The 21,643-nt window shown below is 65.3% G+C and carries 24 protein-coding genes and 1 pseudogene; 11 read left to right on the forward strand and 14 right to left on the reverse strand.

Going from position 1 to position 21,643, the window contains the following annotated elements; translation table 11 throughout:
* The first annotated feature begins 17 nt into the window (after positions 1–17).
* Complete coding sequence (locus tag G6N67_RS31390) at positions 18–1,526, forward strand: PucR family transcriptional regulator (protein WP_036442087.1); 1,509 nt, start codon at positions 18–20, stop codon at positions 1,524–1,526.
* Between the two features lie 85 nt (positions 1,527–1,611).
* On the opposite strand, the gene G6N67_RS31395 is transcribed toward G6N67_RS31390, so the two are convergent.
* Positions 1,612–2,004, reverse strand: coding sequence for a DoxX family protein (locus G6N67_RS31395; RefSeq protein ID WP_230021756.1), 393 nt, complete (start codon positions 2,002–2,004; stop codon positions 1,612–1,614).
* A 167-nt stretch (positions 2,005–2,171) separates the two neighbouring features.
* Here G6N67_RS31395 and G6N67_RS31400 point away from each other — a divergent pair, with 167 nt between their 5' ends.
* The 3 genes from G6N67_RS31400 to G6N67_RS31410 all read left to right on the forward strand — a co-directional run bounded on the left by G6N67_RS31400 (position 2,172) and on the right by G6N67_RS31410 (position 3,494).
* Positions 2,172–2,540, forward strand: a complete 369-nt coding sequence (locus G6N67_RS31400) for a heat shock protein transcriptional repressor HspR (RefSeq protein ID WP_036442091.1) — start codon at positions 2,172–2,174, stop codon at positions 2,538–2,540.
* 68 nt (positions 2,541–2,608) lie between these two features.
* Positions 2,609–3,046 carry a hypothetical protein gene (locus G6N67_RS31405; protein ID WP_131524859.1) on the forward strand — a complete coding sequence of 146 codons (438 nt, stop codon included), beginning with the start codon at positions 2,609–2,611 and terminating at the stop codon, positions 3,044–3,046.
* 70 nt (positions 3,047–3,116) lie between these two features.
* Complete coding sequence (locus tag G6N67_RS31410) at positions 3,117–3,494, forward strand: nuclear transport factor 2 family protein (RefSeq protein ID WP_036442359.1); 378 nt, start codon at positions 3,117–3,119, stop codon at positions 3,492–3,494.
* Positions 3,495–3,500: 6 nt separating this feature from the next.
* On the opposite strand, the gene G6N67_RS31415 is transcribed toward G6N67_RS31410, so the two are convergent.
* The 3 genes from G6N67_RS31415 to G6N67_RS31425 all read right to left on the reverse strand — a co-directional run bounded on the left by G6N67_RS31415 (position 3,501) and on the right by G6N67_RS31425 (position 5,643).
* Complete coding sequence (locus G6N67_RS31415; protein ID WP_073912021.1) at positions 3,501–3,872, reverse strand: J domain-containing protein; 372 nt, start codon at positions 3,870–3,872, stop codon at positions 3,501–3,503.
* A 726-nt stretch (positions 3,873–4,598) separates the two neighbouring features.
* Positions 4,599–5,018, reverse strand: coding sequence for an Hsp20/alpha crystallin family protein (locus tag G6N67_RS31420; RefSeq protein WP_036442095.1), 420 nt, complete (start codon positions 5,016–5,018; stop codon positions 4,599–4,601).
* A 136-nt stretch (positions 5,019–5,154) separates the two neighbouring features.
* Positions 5,155–5,643: a DUF1942 domain-containing protein gene (locus G6N67_RS31425; RefSeq protein WP_051579276.1), complete on the reverse strand. Its 489-nt coding sequence runs from the start codon at positions 5,641–5,643 to the stop codon at positions 5,155–5,157.
* A 129-nt stretch (positions 5,644–5,772) separates the two neighbouring features.
* Here G6N67_RS31425 and G6N67_RS31430 point away from each other — a divergent pair, with 129 nt between their 5' ends.
* Together G6N67_RS31430 and G6N67_RS31435 are read left to right on the forward strand one after the other, a co-directional pair.
* The gene (locus tag G6N67_RS31430) at positions 5,773–6,639 is read left to right on the forward strand and encodes an SDR family NAD(P)-dependent oxidoreductase (RefSeq protein ID WP_036442097.1); all 867 of its coding nucleotides are present in this window, start codon (positions 5,773–5,775) and stop codon (positions 6,637–6,639) included.
* A gap of 19 nt (positions 6,640–6,658) precedes the next feature.
* Positions 6,659–7,129 (forward strand): MerR family transcriptional regulator, encoded by a 471-nt coding sequence (locus G6N67_RS31435; protein WP_036442100.1) that lies wholly within the window; start codon positions 6,659–6,661, stop codon positions 7,127–7,129.
* An 80-nt stretch (positions 7,130–7,209) separates the two neighbouring features.
* Here G6N67_RS31435 and G6N67_RS31440 read toward each other — a convergent pair whose 3' ends face one another.
* The 4 genes from G6N67_RS31440 to G6N67_RS31455 form a co-directional block, all read right to left on the reverse strand.
* A complete protein-coding gene (locus tag G6N67_RS31440; protein ID WP_036442102.1) occupies positions 7,210–7,884 on the reverse strand; it encodes a cutinase family protein in 675 nt (224 codons plus the stop codon).
* 123 nt (positions 7,885–8,007) lie between these two features.
* Positions 8,008–8,439, reverse strand: coding sequence for an STAS domain-containing protein (locus tag G6N67_RS31445; protein ID WP_163642353.1), 432 nt, complete (start codon positions 8,437–8,439; stop codon positions 8,008–8,010).
* Positions 8,440–8,734: 295 nt separating this feature from the next.
* Positions 8,735–10,213, reverse strand: coding sequence for an FAD-dependent monooxygenase (locus G6N67_RS31450; protein ID WP_036442104.1), 1,479 nt, complete (start codon positions 10,211–10,213; stop codon positions 8,735–8,737).
* Positions 10,210–10,755: an ester cyclase gene (locus G6N67_RS31455; RefSeq protein ID WP_036442106.1), complete on the reverse strand. Its 546-nt coding sequence runs from the start codon at positions 10,753–10,755 to the stop codon at positions 10,210–10,212. Before G6N67_RS31455 ends, G6N67_RS31450 begins: the two co-directional genes overlap by 4 nt.
* Before the next feature lie 93 nt (positions 10,756–10,848).
* Between G6N67_RS31455 and G6N67_RS31460 the strand changes: the two genes are divergently transcribed.
* The gene (locus tag G6N67_RS31460) at positions 10,849–11,487 is read left to right on the forward strand and encodes a TetR/AcrR family transcriptional regulator (RefSeq protein WP_036442366.1); all 639 of its coding nucleotides are present in this window, start codon (positions 10,849–10,851) and stop codon (positions 11,485–11,487) included.
* An 895-nt stretch (positions 11,488–12,382) separates the two neighbouring features.
* On the opposite strand, the gene G6N67_RS31465 is transcribed toward G6N67_RS31460, so the two are convergent.
* Entirely contained in the window at positions 12,383–12,757 is a 375-nt protein-coding gene (locus tag G6N67_RS31465) for a hypothetical protein (RefSeq protein ID WP_036442108.1), read from the reverse strand.
* A 264-nt stretch (positions 12,758–13,021) separates the two neighbouring features.
* On the opposite strand from G6N67_RS31465, the gene G6N67_RS31470 reads away from it, so the two are divergent.
* From G6N67_RS31470 to G6N67_RS31480, 3 genes and pseudogenes are all read left to right on the forward strand, one after another.
* Positions 13,022–13,606 carry a helix-turn-helix domain-containing protein gene (locus G6N67_RS31470; protein WP_163642355.1) on the forward strand — a complete coding sequence of 195 codons (585 nt, stop codon included), beginning with the start codon at positions 13,022–13,024 and terminating at the stop codon, positions 13,604–13,606.
* 123 nt (positions 13,607–13,729) lie between these two features.
* A pseudogene (locus G6N67_RS31475) lies at positions 13,730–15,222 on the forward strand (DDE-type integrase/transposase/recombinase).
* A complete protein-coding gene (locus G6N67_RS31480) occupies positions 15,219–16,034 on the forward strand; it encodes an ExeA family protein (protein WP_016343888.1) in 816 nt (271 codons plus the stop codon). Before G6N67_RS31475 ends, G6N67_RS31480 begins: the two are co-directional and overlap by 4 nt.
* Before the next feature lie 32 nt (positions 16,035–16,066).
* Here G6N67_RS31480 and G6N67_RS31485 read toward each other — a convergent pair whose 3' ends face one another.
* Complete coding sequence (locus tag G6N67_RS31485) at positions 16,067–16,828, reverse strand: hypothetical protein (protein ID WP_163642357.1); 762 nt, start codon at positions 16,826–16,828, stop codon at positions 16,067–16,069.
* 166 nt (positions 16,829–16,994) lie between these two features.
* On the opposite strand from G6N67_RS31485, the gene G6N67_RS31490 reads away from it, so the two are divergent.
* Positions 16,995–17,168, forward strand: a complete 174-nt coding sequence (locus G6N67_RS31490) for a hypothetical protein (RefSeq protein WP_163642359.1) — start codon at positions 16,995–16,997, stop codon at positions 17,166–17,168.
* Positions 17,169–17,290: 122 nt separating this feature from the next.
* Here G6N67_RS31490 and G6N67_RS31495 read toward each other — a convergent pair whose 3' ends face one another.
* The 4 genes from G6N67_RS31495 to G6N67_RS31510 form a co-directional block, all read right to left on the reverse strand.
* Positions 17,291–17,719 carry a GNAT family N-acetyltransferase gene (locus G6N67_RS31495; protein ID WP_036442112.1) on the reverse strand — a complete coding sequence of 143 codons (429 nt, stop codon included), beginning with the start codon at positions 17,717–17,719 and terminating at the stop codon, positions 17,291–17,293.
* Between the two features lie 215 nt (positions 17,720–17,934).
* Complete coding sequence (locus tag G6N67_RS31500) at positions 17,935–18,846, reverse strand: phosphotransferase family protein (protein WP_081812843.1); 912 nt, start codon at positions 18,844–18,846, stop codon at positions 17,935–17,937.
* Positions 18,836–19,660 (reverse strand): TauD/TfdA family dioxygenase, encoded by an 825-nt coding sequence (locus tag G6N67_RS31505; RefSeq protein WP_036442116.1) that lies wholly within the window; start codon positions 19,658–19,660, stop codon positions 18,836–18,838. Before G6N67_RS31505 ends, G6N67_RS31500 begins: the two co-directional genes overlap by 11 nt.
* The gene (locus G6N67_RS31510; RefSeq protein ID WP_081812845.1) at positions 19,657–21,510 is read right to left on the reverse strand and encodes a RiPP maturation radical SAM C-methyltransferase; all 1,854 of its coding nucleotides are present in this window, start codon (positions 21,508–21,510) and stop codon (positions 19,657–19,659) included. Before G6N67_RS31510 ends, G6N67_RS31505 begins: the two co-directional genes overlap by 4 nt.
* Positions 21,511–21,643: the final 133 nt, after the last annotated feature.

Here is a 21,643-nt window from a genome sequence, read left to right on the forward strand (position 1 = left end):
ATCAGTACACTGCTGCGATGGGCGTGCCAGTGGCCTGGGTGCTCGCGCAGTCCGATCTGTCGCTGCGTCTCCTCGGCGGCAGTGCCGGTGTGCTGCGTGAGGTCACCCTGGCGCTGACCACCGAGCTGTCCGAGCCGTTCCGTTGGCTCTCCGGCGGCGAATTGGTACTCACCACCGGGATCGGGTTGCCGACTACGCGTGCCAAGCGCGCCGCCTACCTGCGCGGCCTCGACGAATGTGGGGTATCTGCACTGGGTTTCGCGACCGGACTGAGCCACGAGAAGGTGCCGGCGGATCTCATTGCCGTCGCGGACGACATCGGCATGCCGCTGCTGGAGGTGCCGTTGGCGACCCCGTTTGCGGCAGTGGTCAAGCGGATGAGCGAACGGCTTGCCGACCAACACTATGAAGCGGTCTTACGCGCATCGCGCGCCCAACCCCGGATCACCCGGGCCGCGGTGAGTGGCGGCGCATCGGCAGTGGTCGCCGAGCTCGGGCGGGCATTGTCCGCGAAAGTGCTCGTCCTTGCCCCGTCCGGCGATGTCATCGAATCCCATCCGCGATCGCTGGATCCGCGGCTTGTCGACGACGTGCGAGCCGCGGTGGCATCCGGGGGCGCAGGCGCTGTCGTCGCCGGCACCGTGATCACCTACCAGTGCATCAAGGTGACTCGCAAGACGTACGGCGTGCTTGCAGTCGTGACTGCCGCGCCGTTGTCGTCGGTGGACCAGATCCTGCTCGGCCACGCGAATTCACTTCTGGCACTGGACTTCGAGAAGCCGGCCCGTCTGCTGGAGGCCCATCGTGAACTCAATTCCAGTGTGCTAGGGCTCCTTCTGAGCGGCGAGCACGATATGGGTCCGGCACGGGCACAGCTCGCCGAGGCCGCCGATTCGCACGGACGCATCCGGGCCCTGGTGATCGACGGCGGCACGGCACCGGCGATCGAGCACGCCCGGACCGCATTGATCCCCGCCGTGGAGCGCACGGGATCGGTGCTCTTCGCGCGCGTTCACGGTTGCCAATTGGTTGCCGTGGTCCCGGGTCACCACGACGTGTCGTTCGTCCGCCGCTTCGCGGGCGATATCGACGGCTCTTCCCGAAAACTCATCAGGATCGGACTCAGCGAGGCGCTGTCGGTCGATCGGCTGGAAGAGGCCGTCGACCATGCCAAGCTGGCCGCGGCAGCCGCCGAATGCGGCGGTGTCCCACTGGAATTCGCCGCACTCGCCGGTCGTGCGTTGCTGTCGATCGATTCGACGCGCCAGGTGCTCAACGCCGTCGCCGACACCCTGCTTACACCTCTGTGCGCGTACGACCGCGACCACGGCAGCGACCTGCTGGTCTCGCTGCGTGCCTTCCTGGAAGCCAACGGTCATTGGGAAACCGCCGCGTCGGCCATCGGCGTGCACCGGCACACCCTGCGCAAGCGGATGACGTTTGTGCAGGAGCTGACCGACTGCAACCTCGACGTCGCACGCGTGCGGGCAGAACTGCTGTTGGCACTGCTGGCCTACCAATCGTGAGTTTCGGAAGGGATCTTCGCCGACCCTCCGGCCGCATGATCACCGCACAGGGACAGCCGTGGCCCCTTCGAACGCGGCTGGCCTTTCAGCCGAGGCGGTAGGCGAGCGTCACGGCCAAAGTCGCGGAGGTCAACATGAGAAAGGCCGCAGCCGGACCGAGCGCGTAGTCGCGAACGCGCAGGTGCGCGATGATGGCGCCGACGAAATACAGCACCAGGCCGGTCGATGCCGCAATCCCTCGGACGGGGATGAAGATGCCGGCGAGCAGCCCGAGCGCACCCACGCCCAGCACAGTGCCCAGCGGTGTCGTCCAGGACTGGGGTACCTGGACCGCCTTCGCAGCTGCGACGGGGATCGGATGGCGGACATAGTTCATCCAGCAGCCCACACCGGCTCCTACCGCGGTGAACAGGGTGAGGATGACGTACGACGCGTACATTGGACGACCTTCCTTGGTGTTGTACACACGTGACGACACGGCGCGATGCAATGTGACATCCCGATGGCAGATCTGACGGAGACCGCATCACATTTCGCGGTTCGCAGCGTGGCAAAATCTCTGTCTGTAGGCATAGGCTCGCCCGTAGCGGGGGTGGCAGACTTGCCGGAGGCGATTCCAGAGGCGGTCGAGGACGGAGCAACGGTGTGACCGAGAAGCAGGAGGCGGCGCGGTCGGCACGCGGCGTCTACGGCATCTCGGTGGCCGCAGAGCTATCGGGCATCGGGCCGCAGACGCTGCGTCTGTATGAGCGCTGGGGTCTGGTGAATCCATCGCGTACCGCCGGTGGAACCCGCCGCTACAGTGACGACGACATCGAGCAATTGCGCCGGATCACCGAACTGGTCGAGCAGGGCATCAACCTCGCCGGCATCGTGCAGATCCTGGATCTGCAAGACAAGAACAGCCGGCTCGAGTCGGACAATGCCGAGCTCGAACTACGCAACGCCGCGCTCGAGGCAGAGCAGCCGCGGCAGGGTGGGCCATCCCGCCCGCGGCGATCGTCACGCGCGTGAAAGTTCCGCCCAGATCGGGACTTCTCATCGGCATCGAAAAGTGGGACGGTATCTGTTGAGCCGGTTTCGTGCTTTTGCCGGAGACCTCATCGGTGTCACCGCCGCCGATGCTCAACATCACCAGGCACACGGGAGAAGCGATGAACGCGATCCTGACAGATTCTGACCGGTATTCCCTCACGACCCAGGTCGACGACGACCACAACGCATACCACCTCAGCATCGACGCCGGCCCGCGCCACATCGCGTACGCCGACGTTCGGCCCGGGTGTTCGACGGTAGAGCTCAGTATCGACGTCGCCCTCGGGGATCCCTCCCCGCGGCTACGTCGCCGCCTCATCGACGCGGTGTTCGACCTCGACGTCATGCACACACACCGAACCCTGTTGGCCACACTGCCGCTCGGCGATGTCGACCTGCTCGACTGCGTCGCCCGGCATTGCACCGACGTTCACACGAGGTCGGCTGGATGCAGCTGCCTCGTCGACGGGCTGCTGACGGACTGAACACGGTCGGCAGCGGCCCAGCCGTCGCACAGTTGTGTCGCAGGAGCCGGAAAGTGGGTACTCGTGCCGCGTGACCGGCAACTCAGTCTTTGATGCGCTAATCGACCTGGAACGGGCGGGATGGGATTCGTTGTGTGCCGGGAAGGGCTCGGACTTCTACGGCGCGACGATGCTTCCCGACGCGGTGATGGTGCTCGCCAACGGCATGGTGATGGACCGCGACACGGTGACTGCGGCATTGGCCGAGTCTCCGCCGTGGCGCACATATGACATCTACGACGCACGGCTGGTGCAGTTCGACGACGCCAACGCAGGTCTCGTCTACACCGCGAAGGCACACCGCGATGGCACGGATACGGCGTTCGTCGGTGTGATGTCGAGCATCTATCACCTCACCGGCGACGGCTGGAAGTTGGCTCTCTATCAGCAGACCCAGATCGTGGCCTGATCGCCATCATTGGCTTCGCCGGCTTGGACGCGTCACCGTGGCCGGCCCGGCCCGTAGGGACGGATCCCGAGGGCCGTATGGGCTGTCGGCAGTACCGCCGTATCGGATCGGGATGTGTACTGGCGAGGCGGCACTCGGTGTCGGCCGCCGTTCGGGGGCAGGTGTTCGGATCTCGCACCCCGCACGGTCGGTTCGACCGCGTAGCGCCGCATACGCCGCGACAACCGCGGCCAGTCGCGTCACGTCGGCAGGATCATCAGTGCCGGTATCGGGGTGCAGTGCACGCAACAGCGTGCGATAGGCATGGGCGATCTGGCCGCTGGTGGCCGTGGGCGGCACACCCAGCACCCGATACGGATCACTGTTTTCCGACGCCATCGGACACCTCCGGTAGACGAATTGAGCGGTGGCTTCCAGACAGGACAGATCCGGAAGCCACCGCGGGCCGGACGGCCCCCACCCCACGATCTGTCAGGGCCGTCCTGGCATATCGGCGGGGCGTGGCAGCCAACCACCAAACCCCACGCCCCGCCGATGCGAGTGAGAGGGGGTCGAGTAGCGGACGTGCACGCCGACCCCCAGCCGCGGGCAACAGGACACGTCATCCACAGTCGATGCCGCCTGTGGCGGCGGTATGCGCCGACCGACACGTCGTCGGCCGTAGCCACATCAGTTCATGCACTAACGTGGATGCTGCCATCCGTCGCCCGTAGGTTGGCTGCTCGTGCATCACCTCCCATGTGTCACACCGTGTTTCACTACCGCTCTCGGCGACCTCTGCCGCACCGGGGGAGAGCGCTGAGTGGGCCACACCCGTGTGGCGCGCCGACGAGCCGGCGGACACCGCCGGCTCTCGACCGCCCTTCCCGGTCGCTGCATGCGCCATTCTCTGGTGAGCACGCGCAAACTCAGCGGCACTCTCCGTGCGGCGGGTAGGTCGGCAGCAGCCGGACCGCACGAGCCGTCGTCGCCGATGAGGCGCATCCACTCGGCCTCCACAATCGCCGCCGCCTCGTCAATCACAGCAATTGGCTCGACAAGGCCGGCTGCCGTTTCACGCATGTCACACCCCCTTCCTGCTCGGAATGCCGATGTCACAACCGGTTACGGACGGATCGCTTTCTTGTCGCCATTGGTGGAGATCTCGATACGGCGCGGCTTGGCCGCTTGAGCGACCGGAATGGTCAGCCGCAGCACGCCGCCCTGGTACGCGGCCTCGATCCGTTCGGTGTCGAGGTTCTCGCCGAGGAACAGCTGCCGGCTGAACACGCCGCGCGGCCGCTCGGCCGAAACCATCTCGCGGTCAGGATCAACCTCGGGACGCTTGGCATGCACCGTCAGCACATTGCGCTCGACATCGAGAGCCAGGGAGTCCTCGTCGACGCCGGGCAGGTCGAACTCGACGATGAACTTCTCGCCCTCGCGCCAGGCATCCATGGGCATGACCGCCGGGCGTGCCGTGGTTCCCAGAACCTGCTGAGTAAGTCGATCGAGCTCGCGAAACGGGTCTGTACGCATCAACATCAGCTCAACCTCCTAACCCTTCACCCTCCTAGGGATCTATGTCAGTTGACACATATTTGTTGTAGCACTGCTATGAAGTCAGTGCAACCAAAAATTGCCGTGTCGCCTGGCCGAATGTGCGCAACGGCGCAAGCGGCTACTGCTCGGCACTCCACGTCAAGCGGTCCTGCGCGCCGTCGGTGTACACCACCGCAGTGGGAGGAGGCCCCGTGACGTCGAAGTAGATGTTGCCTGCGGTGCGCTGGCCTTCGTCCATCGGGGAGACGCCGAGGTCAGGGGCGAGCGTCTGGTCCAGCATCCGGTAATTCCGGCCGTCTGGGGTACGAGCGTTGAACGATTGCATCTCGGGGATGACCGAGCCACGGACGGCGGTGACCGCGATCGGCGCGTACCACAGCTGGCCCGTCACCGGGACATTGCCTGTCAGCGGCACACTCAGCACGTTGCTGCCACTGGGCTTCAGGTCCATGACGTTGTAGCCGGCCACAGACGCATCTGTGTCGACGAACTGCTGCTCATTGCCGAACCGTGCGCCGACAGGGCTGGCCGAAGCCGTCACATCGCCGCCGAACCCGAGTGCGACCACGAGGGCGACCGCGCCCGGCAGTGCCGCAGCTGTTTTCATCCCCTTCGCAGCCCTAGGTGTGTTCATAACCGTGGAATTCCCGGCTTGGCCTTCCTGAAACGGTCAACGGCGCGCGTGCCGAGTTTGCCTGTTGCCTTCGAGCGCGCTCGAACGTCTAGCGTCGCGGTCATGGCAACAGAGAACAGAACGTGGATCATCACCGGTGCGAGTGCGGGCCTGGGACTGGCGCTGGCGGAGGCCGCGCTGCGGGCAGGGGAGCGGGTGGTCGGAACCGCTCGGCGAATTGAGCGGTTTGCCGGGCTGACGGCTCGCCACGGGGACCGGTTCCTGGCCGTTGCCCATGACGTGCGGGACACGGCATCCGCAGTCTCCGTGGTGCAGCGCGCCGTCGATGCATTCGGACAGATCGACGTGCTGGTCAACAACGCCGGCGCCGGTCAGGTCGGCGCTGCCGAAGAGGTCACCGACGGCGAGCTGCGGGACATGCTCGACCAACATCTGTTCGGACCGGCTGCCTATGTGCGCGCTGTGCTGCCGCACATGCGCGCGAACGGCACGGGTGCGATCGTGCAGATGAGCAGCCAGGGCGGACGAATGTCGTTTCCTGCGGTCGGCAGCTATTCGGCGGGCAAGTTCGCGCTGGAAGGCTGGTCCGAGGCCCTCGCCGGCGAGGTGGCACCGTTCGGAATTCGCGTGTTGATCGTCGAGCCCAGCCGCTTCCGCACCGAGTTCAACGCGTCCGACGTTCTGAAAACCGCGAAACAGGACTCGCGTTACGACGAGGTGATCGGTGGCGTGCGGGCAAACATGGCCGACGCCGACGGAATCCAGGAAGGCGACCCGGACCGCGCCGCCAACGTTATTCGCGACATGATCGACACCGCCGACGCACCGTTGCGGTTGCCGCTGGGCGCCGAGGCGGTCCGCAACCTCACGCGGGTTTACCAGCGCGCGCTCGACGACGTAAAGACGTGGGCGGTGGTGAGCGAGTCGGCCGACTTCCCGGGCATGGCTCCGGCTGTGCGTGCGTTCTGACCGGCCTACTCTTGCCACCATGGCAACCGACGCGCTGATCGAACGGATCCTCGCCGACGGCGAGCCGACCGCGTCGGTGATCGACGCCCTCCACGAGTTGCTCGACGACACCACGATCGACGCCTCGGCGGCGCCGAAGAGCGTCGCCGAGGCTGCCGATGCGGTCGGGTTGTCCACGCATACACTGCGCTACTACGAACAGCAGGGCCTGGTGCGGCCGGCCCGCAATGCGTCCGGGTACCGCGAGTACACCGCGTTCGACCTACGGCGCCTGGTCTTTCTCACCCGAATGCGGTTGTCCGGCATGACGATGCAGGATCTCAAACGGTACATCGCGCTCGTGGAGCAAGGGCCGCGCACGATCCCGGAACGCCGGCGAATCATGCTCGACCAACGTGACCGGATCAAACGACAGATCCGGGAACTCACCCTCGCGCTCGAGACCACCGAATACAAGATCCGCGTATACGACGGTCATCCTGAGGGCTGACACCGGGCAGCGTCGCGAGTAACAGCCTCACTGCCGAAACATCACTCTGGCACAACACGATTGCCGGAACGGTCGTCCGGTCACGGTGTCGAGGGTTGGCGGTCCCATTGGCCCGGCGACGCGTTGGCTGGGGCCGGCAGGCCGAGGTGGTTGGCAGCAAAGTCGACGCCCTGGGTGATAAGCCCGTCGTAGGCATAGGTGTTGTGGACGGCGAAGTTCAGCCCGTCTGAGCAGACCGCGTCCTCAGGGGCACACACCTTGAGTGTCTTTGCCTCATATTCCGGGCCGATCACGATTGGGGGCTCGCCGAGGAAGTTCATCGCGCGGACGTTCGGCGGTGCGTATAGCACGACCGCTGCGACATGCTCGGCGACGTCCGGTGCCAGCGGCTTGGGCACGGTGGCGGGATCAACTCCGTCCGGCACCGCGGCCGAAGTGGTGAAACCCATGACCGCCGCACCCTGCGAGTAGCCCCCGAGCACCATCTTGGTGTCGGGGCAGGTAGCGGCCATGGACGTGACATGGGCGCCCGCGTCACGAATACCGTCGACCCCGGTCGTCCACTGATCGGTCGCCGGATAGTTGACGGGATACACGCCCAGAGACCTGTCGCCGACGCGCTGGCGCAGCGCGTCGACGAATGCCTGGCCCGTCGGACCGACGCCCGGTGGTTCGCCGGTGCCGCGCGCGAAAACCACCTCGACGTCGGGACACGGCTGCGCCGCCACTGGTGCGGCGCCGACGGCCCACCACATCGGTATCGCAACGAACGCGGCCGCAGTCAAAGCTCCTACATGCACGTTTCATCCTCTGCTGATTCGGAGTGATAGTCGTCCGGCCGGTCCTCATTGACGTTCGGCCACATGGTGCTTGCTTATTCATTGCCGGCTGGGATGCCCCTGCACTGATACCAGCGCCTCGGTGAGCGACGCGCTGATCGGCACCACAGTGTGCAGACCGCAATGCCGCACCGCGTGTTGGACCACATCGCCTGCCACCAATGCCCAGCGCACACCGATGCGTTCGCATCGGATGTTGATCGCATCCAGTGCCGAAATGCCTGAATTGTCAATAGATTCCAGGGCTGTGACGTCCACGACCAGCCAGTCACCGCACGCGGCACAATGGACGCGGCTGATGAAGCGGTCGGCGTTGGCAGCGTTGATTCGACCAGCGACACTGACCAGAACCCCCGTCCGGCCCCAGTGCATGGTCGCCCTGACGTCGGCGTCGCAGCGTCGTTCTCCACCCGTGCAGGGGGCTCCCGTGGCCGCGGGGACAGATCGCGGCGGAGTGGTCAAGATGGGCATCACTGACCCCAAACGACGATTCGTGCAACTGGGCACACACAGGGAATCCGGAGCACGCCCATGAGATTTTGTGGCGACGGCTGTGGACTCAACCTTGGTGATCAAGCTACTCCGACACCGCGACGGGGGCAACCAGTCACGATCGAGATCCCGTCGCGCTTCCGCCGCCTGATCACAATGCGCTTCCCGCCACCGAGGTGGACGATTGTCGGCCATCCGTGGTCACGGCACGAGAGAGATTGTGCTGCAGCATATTCTGTCACAGCGACAAAGCGCAGTGGGCCCTGGTTGAACTTCACCTCGGGACAACTACAGCAAAGGGGGAGGCGGAACCGCCGGACGCGACGGCGCTAAAGCCAGGGGAGATGGTCGACCATTGCCCCACCGGGACGCCGTCCGGGCGCACCAGCATCGCGCCCGCGCCGCGGATGCCGATTGTCCGCGCGGTCATCGCGTCGAGGGTTTGCACCGTGACCGGCGCGCTGCGCACGCCGATCTCCTGGGCGACCCGGGCCCACGGTCCGACTCGGGGTCCGGTCATCAGCGTCCATCCGGTGCCGACGAGGTCGAGGGTTGAACGGTTTGTCGGGGATCCGGGGGTATCACCCGGCAGCCATGCGTGGGTAAGCCGCCCTCCCAGGTCGGCCTGCAGTTCCGGAAGTGTCGGCCGCCGACTGCCCTTCGAGTCGGCTGACCGCGTCACATCGTGCAGCGCCGCCATCCGCTGTTCGGTGTCGTAAGTGTCGAGGAATTCGCTTGGGGCCCAGCCTCGCAGCACCCACGCGACTTTCCAGGCTGCGTGCATGCCGCCCTGTATTGCGAGGTTCAGCCCCCTGCCGCCGCGGGGTGTCACCCGGTGCGCGGCATCGCCGATGAGGACCACGCGGCCCGACCTGAATCGGTGCGCAATCTGGGCTTGTGCATTGAAAGTGCCGACGCGCTCGACGGTGACCGGAATGTCGCGGACGCCGATACCCCCGCGGATCGCCTCCAGGAGTCTGTGCTGGTTCTCACCCGGATGGTCCGCGTGGTCGAGGGGCAGCCCTGGTCCGTACACCCAGCGGTCGGGACGTCCGGCGGGCAGAAAGAGCCCTGGTATAGGTGCAGCCGTCGTGGAGTAGAGCCCGTACCGTGCGTCGCCGAGGATCGCCTGCAACGGCGCCCGTAGGACGACTTGCACCCCGCTGTAAGCGTTGGACTGCACGTCGGCGCCGATGCCGACGCGGTGCCGGGCATCGCCGTGGGCGCCGTCGGCCGCGAAAACGTACTGGGTTGATACCGAACGGATTTCACCGCCGGGGTCACACAGGCTCACCAGCAGGTCGTGCTGTCGATCAGCGAAATCGATGACCTCGGCGCCGAGGGTGAGGTCGACAGTCGGCGCAGCGCGGATATGCTGCCGGAGCACCTGCTCGACCTGGTCTTGCGCGACGACCAACGGCGCGACCGGGCTGATCATCGCGGACTGTTCCCGGGTCGGGTAACCCACTGCATGCGCGGTGCCGACGGATGCCTCGGCCAGAGTCGGGCACTCCCACAGCAGAACCTCGGCGTCATGGGATGCGACGGCGACCGCGTCGGCCAGACCCCAGCTGCGGATCAGCTCGACACTCCGCGTACTGAGCACCGTGGCGCGCGGGAGTGCCGGAGGTCCGGACCGCTTCTCCACGACCAATGTTTGGATCCCGTGCCGGGCGAGCTCGGCCGCCGCCGCGAGTCCTGCTCCGCCACCGCCGATGACGAGCACTTCGACCCGGTCCGTCGTAGCCGTCATTGCAGTGCCACGGCTGCGCGGTGCGATCGACGGGCCCGTCGCGTCGCGATCGCCATCCGGATCAGGTACGCAGGCGACGGTGGAAGCCAGCCGAGTTGGTGGGCCTGGCCAAGGTCGTCACGGTTGGCCCAATGCTCAACGATCAGACCGTCGGTAAAGCGGAACCAGTGGGTCTGGGTGACCGAGAAGCGCCGACCCGTAGACGGAAACGCCTGTGCCGGTCTGCCCTCGGAGTCGTAGGTGATGAAGGGACCGGTGTGGCGGCCGGACATCGACGTGTGGAGGACGACGAGGTCTTCGCTCGCGGCGGAGTCGTGCACCATCCAGGCCAGCTCACTGTAGGCCGAGCGCAGCCACACCGCAGTCGACAAGAACGCCAGGGGGCCGCGGCCTCGGCAGGCCAGGGGTTCGTCCGCTGCCTGCCGATTCTGCGCCTGCGGGTGCACAACGGCAACGAAGTCACCCAGGTCGCCGTCTGCCATCGCCTCTATCGATCGGATGGCGACCGCGGTCAGGTTGGGCGAATCGTCCAGGGAATCCATCGTTCCTTATTTTCAAGCGACAGGATGTCGTGTGAAACTACTATGAGGTTTGGCACTACAGCCTGTCAACCCAAATGAGTGATGATGGAACCCGTGGCAACCCGAAAGTATGAGCAGCGCCTGCGCGCCGAAACCGCCGACGAAACGCGCCGACGCGTCCTCGCGGCCGTGCATGACCACCTGACCGAGGATCCCACCCGGCAGCTGAGCTTGGACAAGGTGGCCCGGAACGCCGGCGTCGCGCGGTCCACGATCTACGGATCATTCGGCTCCAAGGCAGGGCTGCTTGACGCCTTCGCAGAGGATCTGTGGGCGCGCAGCGGCCTGGCCGCGCTGACCGAAGCGGTGGCACATTCCGACGTACGCGAACACGTCCGCGGCGGGATCGTGGCCGCAACTCGCATGTTCGCGGCCGAACGGGACGTGTATCGCGCCCTGTTCTCCATGGCGAAACTCGATCCAGGCTCAGTCGGCGCGGCGGTTGACCGGATGCAGCGCGACCGGCGCGGCGGCACGGCGCACCTGGCACAGCGTCTCGCCGACGCGGATCTACTGCGAGACGGCATATCCGTCGAAGAAGCCGCCCACATCTTGTGGATCCTCACCAGCTTCGAGAGCTTCGACACGCTAGCCACCGACCGCGGGCTCGCTCCCGATGAGATTGCCGCACTACTGAATCGCACCGTTGAATGGGCGCTGTACAACACGTCCACAGTCGAGCGTCAGAGCTAACCCGAAGGCCTACCCTATGGATAGGCGGTTGCCAACAGCCTAGGGGAGCGCACAGGAAAGGTGGGGCGGCGAAATCAAAGCTCAACTGCCGCACTACAATACGTCACAGTGACAAATGTGTTCAACGCAATGCCGCAGCAGTACGGGTGCGGATCGGCCGAATCGCATCAACGAAACATGGGGGATGACTGTCGGGCGACTCAACCCGTGACACAAGCGAGTCCGGCCCTGGGTAGCCCGAGTATCGAGCTCGGCAGATGGAAGTGACGTGACCGGGTCAGAATCATCGCGCCGTCGAACCACCAAAGACCCTGCAACGCAGGGATATTCCCGCACTCACTGCCCTCCACCAAATCGTCACTGTGACGTATATGGAGCCGCCGGCGGGTCGAGCGAGCACCGCTAGCCGAGCGCACGGCTCGCAGCAACAGGCCAGCAGTCAGAGTTATACGGCCGACCCACGGACATTCGACCGATGCTTGCGGCGGCATCAAAGCCGTTTCTGCGTCGCAGGGGCCGGTGCCCGAGTACCGGGTCAATCGACTGGAGGGGTGACAAACGGTTCGCAGCAGCGATTGACGCGACTTTGCCTGCGGGCAGGCGGGATTAAATGTCCGATCCGGAAATATCTGAGAGTGCGGGGGAACGCTGACCGGCGCACTCTCAACAGGTTGTGGACGGCATCAGGCCAGGAAATCCACGACAACGTGAGAGTGCCGGATGAAATCCAGGAAAACTTGAGAGTGCCAGGGCGGCGGTTCGTCCGGTCGATCCAGTACGGGCACGGGTTGATCTTCCGGTTCTGCGGTGCCTCTTGTATCGGGCCAGTCTGCGGCCGGAAGGCTTCCTAAAGCCGGTGTGGTGCGAACGGCTGCACTCACGGTCTCTTTCCGGTTCAGTCGCTCATGCGTGGTGGGAGCGGTGAGTCGGCGAGGCATGTGGTGACGACCTCGAATGCGCTGTCGTGATAGTCCAATTCCGCTTTGATTGGATAGATCAGGCGAAGGGTTCGCCTATCGGATGTGCTTGTTGGGTCGCTGGGGATCGTGACGCCGAGGCGGTTGTTCGGGTCGTGCACGTCGATCAGCCCGAACTCCTTGAGTTCGTGCACCGAGGTGTAGGCCTCGGGCCGTATTCCGTAGTGGCCCCATTTCGTCTTGTCGGCAATGCCGATTCCAATTCCGTCGTCGGGAGGCCGAGGGATGTCGCCGAATCTCTTGGTGGCGTCGATGATGATCAGGAGGGTCGCCAGCTCCTCGGCGGTGAGCACGAGGTGCCAGCCCGCGCGGAAGAAGCCCGCGGGGATGCTGATGACGTCGGCGGCGCCTTCCCCGGGTGTTGACCGTCTCTCAGCATGACGACCACGGGGTAGTTATTCGTCATTGAGGTTGCTGATGTGAGGCGCCGGATTCTCGTGCGGTTGCTGGTGTTGGTGTGCACCGTCAGGGTGAGGACGTACTGATGGGTCGCGCGGCACCCCGCTGAAGTCTTGGCGGGCTCGCAGGGTGCCGCGCTGTAGTGCACGGAGGCACTCGTGGTGACGGTAGAGGCTGATCTGGTTTCCGTCGAGTCCCGGCTGGCTGCCGGCGAGATCGGGTGCCCGTCCTGCGCCGACGGTGTGCTGGGCGGCTGGGGATTTGCCCGGCCCCGCCGCATCCGCGGCGTAGCTGGCGCGGTGCGTCCGCGACGGGGGCGTTGCCGGTCGTGTCTGGTGACGCATGTGCTGCTGCCGGTGATGATGTTTGCGCGTAGAGGGTATGGCGCACAGACGATTTGGAATGCGTTGGTGCAGCGAGCCGACGGCTTTGGGCATCGCCGAATCGCGGAGAATCTGAGGGTGCCAGCGACCACGGTGCGCGGATGGCTGCGCCGGGTGGCCGGGCGTGTGGAGTCAGTGCGGGCGTGGTTCATCCAGGTCGCGATGCGCACCGGAATAGACGTGCCGGTCCCGCAGGTCGGCTGCGGCTGGCGTGATCTGGTGGCCGCGATAATCACCGCCGCTGCGGCGATCGGTCAGAGGTTCGGCCCGGCGGGGGTGCTGGGCGTGGTGACGCCGCACCTGGTGATGGTGGCGGTCAGCGGCGGGCGGCTGCTGGCGCCGGACTGGTCACCGGCATGACGCGGGGTGCACGCAACACCAGTTGCCCCTGACGCGACGCGCCGTGATCGGTGATCCTCGCCAAGGAACCTGCCCGGCAACGGTTTCGGGCAGGGCCGCCGAGCATGCGAGGAGGACACTGCGGTGTCATTGGAAGAGCACAAGCGTCGGGAGCGGGCCCACGCGATCGGGTTGTTCCGCTATCAGTTGATCTGCCCTGCACTGGAGGCGGGGTTGTCGACCAAGCAGCGCGGCAGACTGGTCCGCGAGATCGCCGAGCGCCGCCATATCGACCCGTTCGGCAGTCAGGTGCAGGTGGCGCGGGCGACCTTGGATCGCTGGATCCGCCGTTACCGGGCTGGCGGCTTCGAGGCACTGGTCCCTGAGCCGCGGCGGTTGGCCACCCGCACCGATGAGCAGGTGTTGGAGCTGGCCGCCTCGCTGAAACGGGAGAACCCGGCCCGCACCGCCGCCCAGGTGGCCCGGATCCTGCGCACCGCGACCGGGTGGGCACCCTCGGAATCGACCCTGCTGCGCCACTTCCACCGCAGCGAACTGATGGGCCCGGCCACCGGCGCGGCAGGTGAGGTGTTCGGCCGGTTCGAAGCCCCCGACCCGAATGAACTGTGGGTCGGCGATGCCCTGCACGGCCCGCGGGTCGGGGACCGCAAAACCTACCTGTTCGCGTTCCTCGACGACCACTCTCGGCTGGTGGTCGGGCACCGCTTCGGGTTCGCCGAAGACACCGTGCGCCTGGCGGCGGCGTTGAAACCGGCGTTGGCCGCCCGCGGAGTTCCCGCCTCGATCTATGTCGACAACGGGTCCGCGTTCGTGGATGCGTGGTTGCTGCGGGCGTGCGCGAAACTCGGTATCCGGCTGGTGCATTCCGCGCCCGGTCGCCCGCAGGGCCGCGGCAAGATCGAACGGTTCTTCCGCACCGTGCGTGAACAGTTCCTCGTCGAGGTCACCGACACCAGCAGCGAGGACCTCGCCGCGGCCGGGTGGATCACCGCGGGGCGTTGTTGGAGCTCAACCGGCTGTTCATGGCCTGGGTCGAGACCGAATACCACCGCCGCACCCACTCCGAGACCGAAGCGCCGCCGCTGGCTCGGTGGGAGGACGGCTGGGATCGGCTCGGCGGGCTGCCGGCGTTGCCGACTGCTGCGGATTTGACTGAGGCGTTCTTGTGGTCGGAGTTCCGCACGGTGACCAAAACCGCCACGGTCTCGCTGCACTCCAACACCTACCGGGTCGACCCGGCCCTGGCCGGGCGCCGGGTGGAGTTGGTGTTCTCCCCGTTCGATCTGGAAACGATCGAGGTCCGCTACCGGGATCAGAGTTTCGGCGCCGCGATCGCTCACACCATCACCCGCCATGCCCATCCGAAAGCCCGGCCCGAGACCGTTGACTCAGGACCTGCGCCGGCGGTGACGGGGATCGACTATCTGGCGTTGACTGCCGCTGCCCATCATGAGCAGCTGCGCCAGGATGAACGTATCGGCTATCACGCCCTCTACGGCCCTCGCACTGACCGCACTATCGACGCCCCTGGCGACCATGCTCAGATTCCTGGCCAGCTCTCCATCACCGACCTCGACCCCGGCAACGCTGCTCATGAAGATGGGGTGTCGGCATGAGTATTGAACGGCTGCAATCGCATTGGGGTTTCTCCCGGATGCCGTTCGGGCGGAATCTAGCTCCGTCGATGCTGCACCGCCACCCCGGCCACAGCGAAGCGATCGCCCGCATCGGCTGGTGTGTCAATCAGTGCGCGATCGGGGTCATCACCGGTGAAGTCGGCGCCGGCAAAACCGTGGCCATCCGCGCCGCCGCGACCGCCCTGGACCCCGCCCGGCACGTCATCATCTACCTGGCCAACCCCACCATCGGAGTCCGCGGCATGCTCACCCACATCGTGGCCGCCCTCGGACACACCCCGGTCTTTCACACCGCCCGCCTCGCACCCCAGGCCGCGGACGCCCTGGCCGCTGAACACGCCGAACGCGGCCGCAACCCCGTGCTCGTCGTCGATGAAGCCCATCTGCTCGACAACCATCAGCTCGAAGCGATCCGATTGTTGACCAATCACGACATGGACTCCGGGTCACCGTTCGCCGTCGTGCTGGTCGGCCAACCCACCCTGCGGCACCGGCTACGCCTCGGTGTCCTTGCCGCGTTGGATCAGCGCATCGCCGTGCGCTACACCCTGCCCGGCATGAGTCCAGCTGACACCGCCGACTACATCAGCCATCACACCAAGATCGCCGGCCGCTCCGACACCCTGTTCGCCGAGGATGCCGTCACCCTGATTCACAACGCCTCACGCGGACACCCACGAGCGGTCAACAACCTCGCCTTGCACGCGCTGACTGCCGCGTTCGCTGCCGGTCATTCCATCGTCGGGGAGAAAGCTGCCCGCATCGCCATCAGCGAAACAGCCTCAGACTGAACCAGACTCCCACCACCGAGACCACCACTGCATCACCGCGGCGACGATCCCGTCACCGAGACCACCACAGCCCCGCTCAAAACACCGAGCGGGGCTGTTCTCATCGATCCGTCATCATCACCACCGATGACGACAACATCGTCACGCTCAATGACGGGCAACACCCCGGGCACTCGGTACCGCTTCCCCGATGCGCCTTCGTCGTTGAGCGTGAAGGCGTCGTAACGTCCGGCAGCGCCGGCCTGTCCGACGCTCACCAGGCGGTGGGCGTGGAGTGTGCGCAGGGCGCGCACCACCCGCAGGTTGAGTTCGCGGGTGTCGACGCCGCTTCCGCCGAGAGCGTTCAGCATGGCCCACGAGTCCGCGAGTGGACGGTCGAACACATTGTGGTGTCGATTGTCGACGTGCGCGCCGGGCTCGAACTCGAGATGTGCGGCGTAGATCGCGCCGAGGTAGAGCTGTTGAGCGTTGCCGGGACGGTGGATCAGCTTGGTGTTGGGAGGGCGGGTGTCCACGTCGCCTTGGCGCGTAGCCAGGACGCTTCCAGCGGTACGCGGCCCTCGGGGTGTGTCAAGCCAGATGAAGTTGGTGCGCAAACGGATTATCGGCTGCTGCCCCTGATCCAGGCTGCGGTACCGCTTCAGCGCTGCACCGATGGCGTCCGAACGCTCGATGAGCAATTTACGCCGTCGACGCCGGGCGGCCTGGGCCTTTTCCCGTCGGGACCGATGCCAGCGGTCGTTCTTCATGGCTTGCTCGACCGCTTCCTGGACCGGGCCGAGGCCGGTTCTCATCCTCTGCCCTGACCAAGCGGGTAGTTCGGCGCAGGGTATCTACTAGCGGTCATTACACAAGTATAAATGTATTTGTATACATGCCGCCAGCAGATGCCCGTCGACCCGCTAGTAGATACCCTCGGCCGGGGCGACCGTTGGCCCTGATTTCGACACTATGGGCCCCATGAAGTGCGAACACACTCCGCGCCGCCTGGAGCGCATCGTCGATCGCGGCTGGAATTACACGTTGCGGTACGTGCTGCTGTACATGGCTGTGAGTGGGAAGCACCGGCTGTTGGGCACGTGCATCGGGGCTGTAGGCATCGGGGCGGGCACGTGGATCGGCTACCGCCCCTGAATCCAGCAGTGACACCGTGGTCAGGGTTCGAGGCCGGTGTCGCGGTCGTGGGTTGGTGCGGTGCTGCAGTAGCGGAGGCGGTGACTGAGTAACTGGGTGGAGGTGCACGCACGGCCCTCGTATCAACGGGTGCCCGGCGTGCTGCGACAGTAGAGGGTGGCTTCGGAGAGTTCGCTGAACCCGAGGTGTTGATAGAAGGCGTGAGCGGGCGTGTGCGCGGTGACGGCCAACTGTGGCCGGTACGTCGGGTTCGACGCTGCGGCGACGAGGAGCTTGCCCAGTCCGCGGTGTTGCATGGTGGGTGAGACCAGTAGCCATGCGATCCAACGCTCGTCGGGCCGGGGGCGGGTGGTGATAATGGCGGCGACGAGTTCGGCTATGTCGCTGCGAATGCCGCCGCTGGCCGCTCTGTCTACTGAGCCAACAAGCTCGCCGGCCTTCAGGTGTGCGAGGTGTTCCTCGAAGGGACGCTCGGGCAGGTCGTAGAATCGCCGTTCGACCGTGTCGGGGGCGAAGCAGCGACGAAACAGTGTGGGGACGTCGTGGATCACTGCGTCAAGTGGCTGCAGTGCGGCCTGCCTGCCGGCGGTGATGGGTACGTTTGGGCCCTGAAGGATTTTGCGATGCCGGACAACGACATTGGGTATTTGCAGACAGGCCGTCTCCGGCGGGCCGGGCCGGTCGTAGATGCGTCCGGCGTTGGCCTCGTCACACAGACAAGCTACGAACTCCGATAGCGGTGACGGTGAGTCTCGGCGCATGGGGGTCATCGGCGCCTGGGGGCAGGGCTATCGGCTAGCCGCTGCAGGAATGTGCGCAGTCCGGGCAGTTCGAGTTCAGCGGCGGCAGTCGCTGCGCTGCGGCAACGGTCACGTAGCCGCACTGCTCGGTCGGCGACGATGCGAGGGGTTGGTTGGTTGGTTCGTTCCAGGTCGAGAAGTTCGCCGGTAGTGATCAGGGCCCATTGGAGTTGTGCCGCAGCCAGGGTCGGAGAGTTCAGTGCAGCGCCGGTGGTGTTGCTCCAGCGTTCGATCATGCTTTGGGCGAGGTTGGACTCGACACCCACACTCGTTCGGCATGTCGGAAAGCTCGACAGGGTCACGGCGGCCAGATCCATCATGGTGGGGCCGATATAGGCGAATTCCCAGTCCAGTAGAACCGTCTGAGCGTCACCGACGATGACGTTGTCGGGGCACAGATCGCCGATCTGCAACGACTGAATACTGGATTGCAGGATTGCGTCGACGGCATCGACCTCGGCGTCCAATGCCATCCGCTCCAGGGGTGCGGCCAGCGCCATCGTGGCCTGATGTCCGGCGCGGTAACCGCTGGGCATTTGCTTGAGGAGTGCCGATAGGGGGGCCATCTGGGCCGAGGACATTGTGGCCTCGGCGATCCGGCCCAGCTGGTCAGCCAATCGCAGCATGGCGGCTGCGCGATGTGGAATGGGTAGTTCGTGCAGCGCGTGGCCGCGAGTCTCCGCGGTGACGAGGGTCATCGTTGCGTCGTCGTGCGCGATGAGTTCCGGTACGGCCTGGGGGGCAACGACGCGCAACCATTGGAGAGCGCTGCGTTCACGGCGGTAGTGCTCGCCCGCGGCGAAGATCTTCACGTATCGGCAACCCGCCTGGTCCATTTGGCGGTGCACTACAGCTCGAGGCCGCGGTCTAGCCGACATGATCGGCGATGATGTCCAACCGCCAGCGCAACAAATATCGCGAGGTGTCGCGAAACGCAGTGCGTCCGTGGAGGCACCGCGTGTTGTCCAGTAGCAACATTTGTCCCCGATGTAGCTGCAAGGTCGCCATCGCCGCTCGTGGACTCGCGAGTATGTGCTGCAGTCGGGCTAGAGCTCGGGCCAGGGTGGGCTCCGGGGGCTCTAATCCGGTGCCCGCGCGCAACATCTCGTGTCGGTAGCGGATACGCCTCGCATTTTCAAAGAACACGGGCTGCCGGCATACGGTGTGGGTGTAGGTTCCGTCGGCGGCGAAGACGTCGGTGGCGAAGGGCGCGGGAACGCCGGCCAACGTTGCGATGTCATCGTCGCCGAGGTTCGCCGTGATGCCGTCGACGGGCATCACGAGACTCTGACCGCCTCCTAGCGCACAGGGCCGGATGCAGTACATGGCGATGTAGCGGTCGGGATCATCGGCGGCGGGCACATCCGTGTGCAGAGAGGCGGGCCCCGCTTGTCCGGCGATGTTGTTGCGCGGCGATGCCCATCCAGGTTGGCGATTGACGCCGATCGGCCACGCAACCCGCGATTGCCCCGCAATTCCGTGAGCGAGCAACCGGTACGTGGCAGCCAGCGCTTCGGTGATCTTCGCCTCCGCGACCCCGTCGTCGTCTTGGGTCAGCGCCGGCATCGAGACGACGGCTGCGTAGGGATACTCGGTGATAGCCGTGTGGGCCTCGCTGAGGCCGGAGATGATGTCATCGGTGACGATCCTGAAGTGCGGCAGCGAAATTGCGGGGTGCAAGGCGGCGCTCATTGCGGTGTGAGTCTGCGATGTTGCACGCTCAGGGCAAGCCAGGTGGTGCCGTCGTCGGCGCACAGCCCTGCCTCCCGCCATTGGTGCAGGGTCGATCGAAGGCGCTGTTCGGGCATCCTCGGCGTCATAACCTTCACGAGGGCACGGTATTGGCGGACTCGGTCGAGGTGGTTATAGAGCTCTGCCTCCGGGCCCTCCAACACCCACCGTTGACTGCCTTCGGGGTTGGTGCGTGTGACAACGGTGAAACCTGGGCCGCGCCGGTGGGTTAGTTGGTGGGTGGCGTAGTTGTGTTGCCACTGGTCGATCGCCTTGGCCAATTTCTCGCGGGCGGTGTCGAGTTCGGGAGTCTGGGTGCTGGCGTGGCGACCCTCGAACACGTAGGCGAATTGTTGTAGGTCGACCGTGCAGTCAGTGGGCAGAATCCACTGATAGATCGGTGAGGGAACTGGCTTGGGAAAATCGTAGCCTTCCCAGTCATTGAAATACGGTGCATACCTGTCGATCTCGATGGCGAAGGCGCCAGACGGGGGATTCAGATGGTTGATGGCTTCGGCGAGGCGGGTGGAGGAGTCGTAGTCGGCAACCGTTTCGAACGGTATGTGCGTCAGGATGTTGTAGAAGACTCCGATGCCGCATTCGGTAAGCCATTTGAGCGCCTGCACGTGTTGTAGGGCGGTGTTTCCCTTGCGCATCTGGTGCAACAAGTTCGTCGACAGGCTCTCAACACCAAGTTGCACGGTGGACACCCCCGCGCGGGCCAGTGCCAGGACGTCGTCGCGTCGCAAATTGTTCTTGAGGTCGACGAGAATCTCCACGTCGACCTCGCGGCGCATTGTCTCCAACCGGGGCAGCAAGTCGTGGATGTGCGCCGTGCTCATGATGGTGTCCGAGAGCACGACCGTCAACGAGCGCGTTTCCTGAACGACACGGCTGATCTCCTCAAGGGTCGCCTCAACCGATTTCGCCCTGAACTTGATACCCGAAGTGTGGATTCCGCAGAACGTGCAATGGCTGACTTCGCCCCACCAGCAACCCCGGCTACCTTCGACATAGAACATCGGTTCATCACCGAGGAGGGGTTGCGCCTCGCTGAATTGCCGGGCGAAGTCGGAGTAATTGGGAGCTCGCTCGCAGGGCGCATCCAGTTCCGATTTCGCCGCAACGACGACGGCGTCGCGGCTGCGGTAGGCGATGTTTTCGATTCCGGCCAGATCCGAATCGGTCAGAAGCGCCGAGAATAGAGGCACGATCGTGGTATCGGCTTCTCCACGGACGACAACGTCGACACACGCAGTGCCCGTCAGCAGCGCGATTCCCATGGGGTCCTCGCACTGGCTGCCGCCGAACACGACCGTGATCTGCGGCAGCGCCTCCTTGAGCAGGGTTGCCCACAGGATCGACGCGCCAGTCTGGGCGATGGTGAGGGTGAATCCAGCCACCTTGGGAGGCGCATCCAGAAGGCTGGCTACATCAGCGCGAGCCTGAGCGAGCAATTCCTCCGCCAGGATGGCGAATACCGTCCGCGGAAACGAGTGCGTGTCCAGGTGTCGCGCCAAGTCCTCGGGGAGTTCGGACTGCGGGTCCTGATGCAGGCGAAGCGCCCACCCCGCGGCCATTTCACCGATTGTGCCGTGCGTCGCGACGACGGCTGCGTCGGCGCGGCCGAGCCTACTGGCCATCCGCACGCCGAAGTCAACGTGCTGATGCCGTAGTTCATGTGGTAGCTCAGCATCGATCAGCAGGGCAGAGACCAGACACAAACCGACGGGGGCCTGACGCGGCTCCAGTGCTGGCAAGCTCCAAAGAACAATGGGAGCAGCGACCCGCTCGGGCAAATGCGCGCTCAACCGCTAGCGCTGCGGCAAGGGCTTCTGTAGCTCACGACGGATGGTCGCGGTTACGGCTCCGACCTGGCATCCTGAGTCTAGCTTCGGTACCACGGGGGTGGCCCCCACCTGGCAACCAGAATCGACGTTGGGC

Source organism: Mycolicibacterium mageritense (genome assembly GCF_010727475.1).
Lineage (GTDB): Bacteria > Actinomycetota > Actinomycetes > Mycobacteriales > Mycobacteriaceae > Mycobacterium > Mycobacterium mageritense.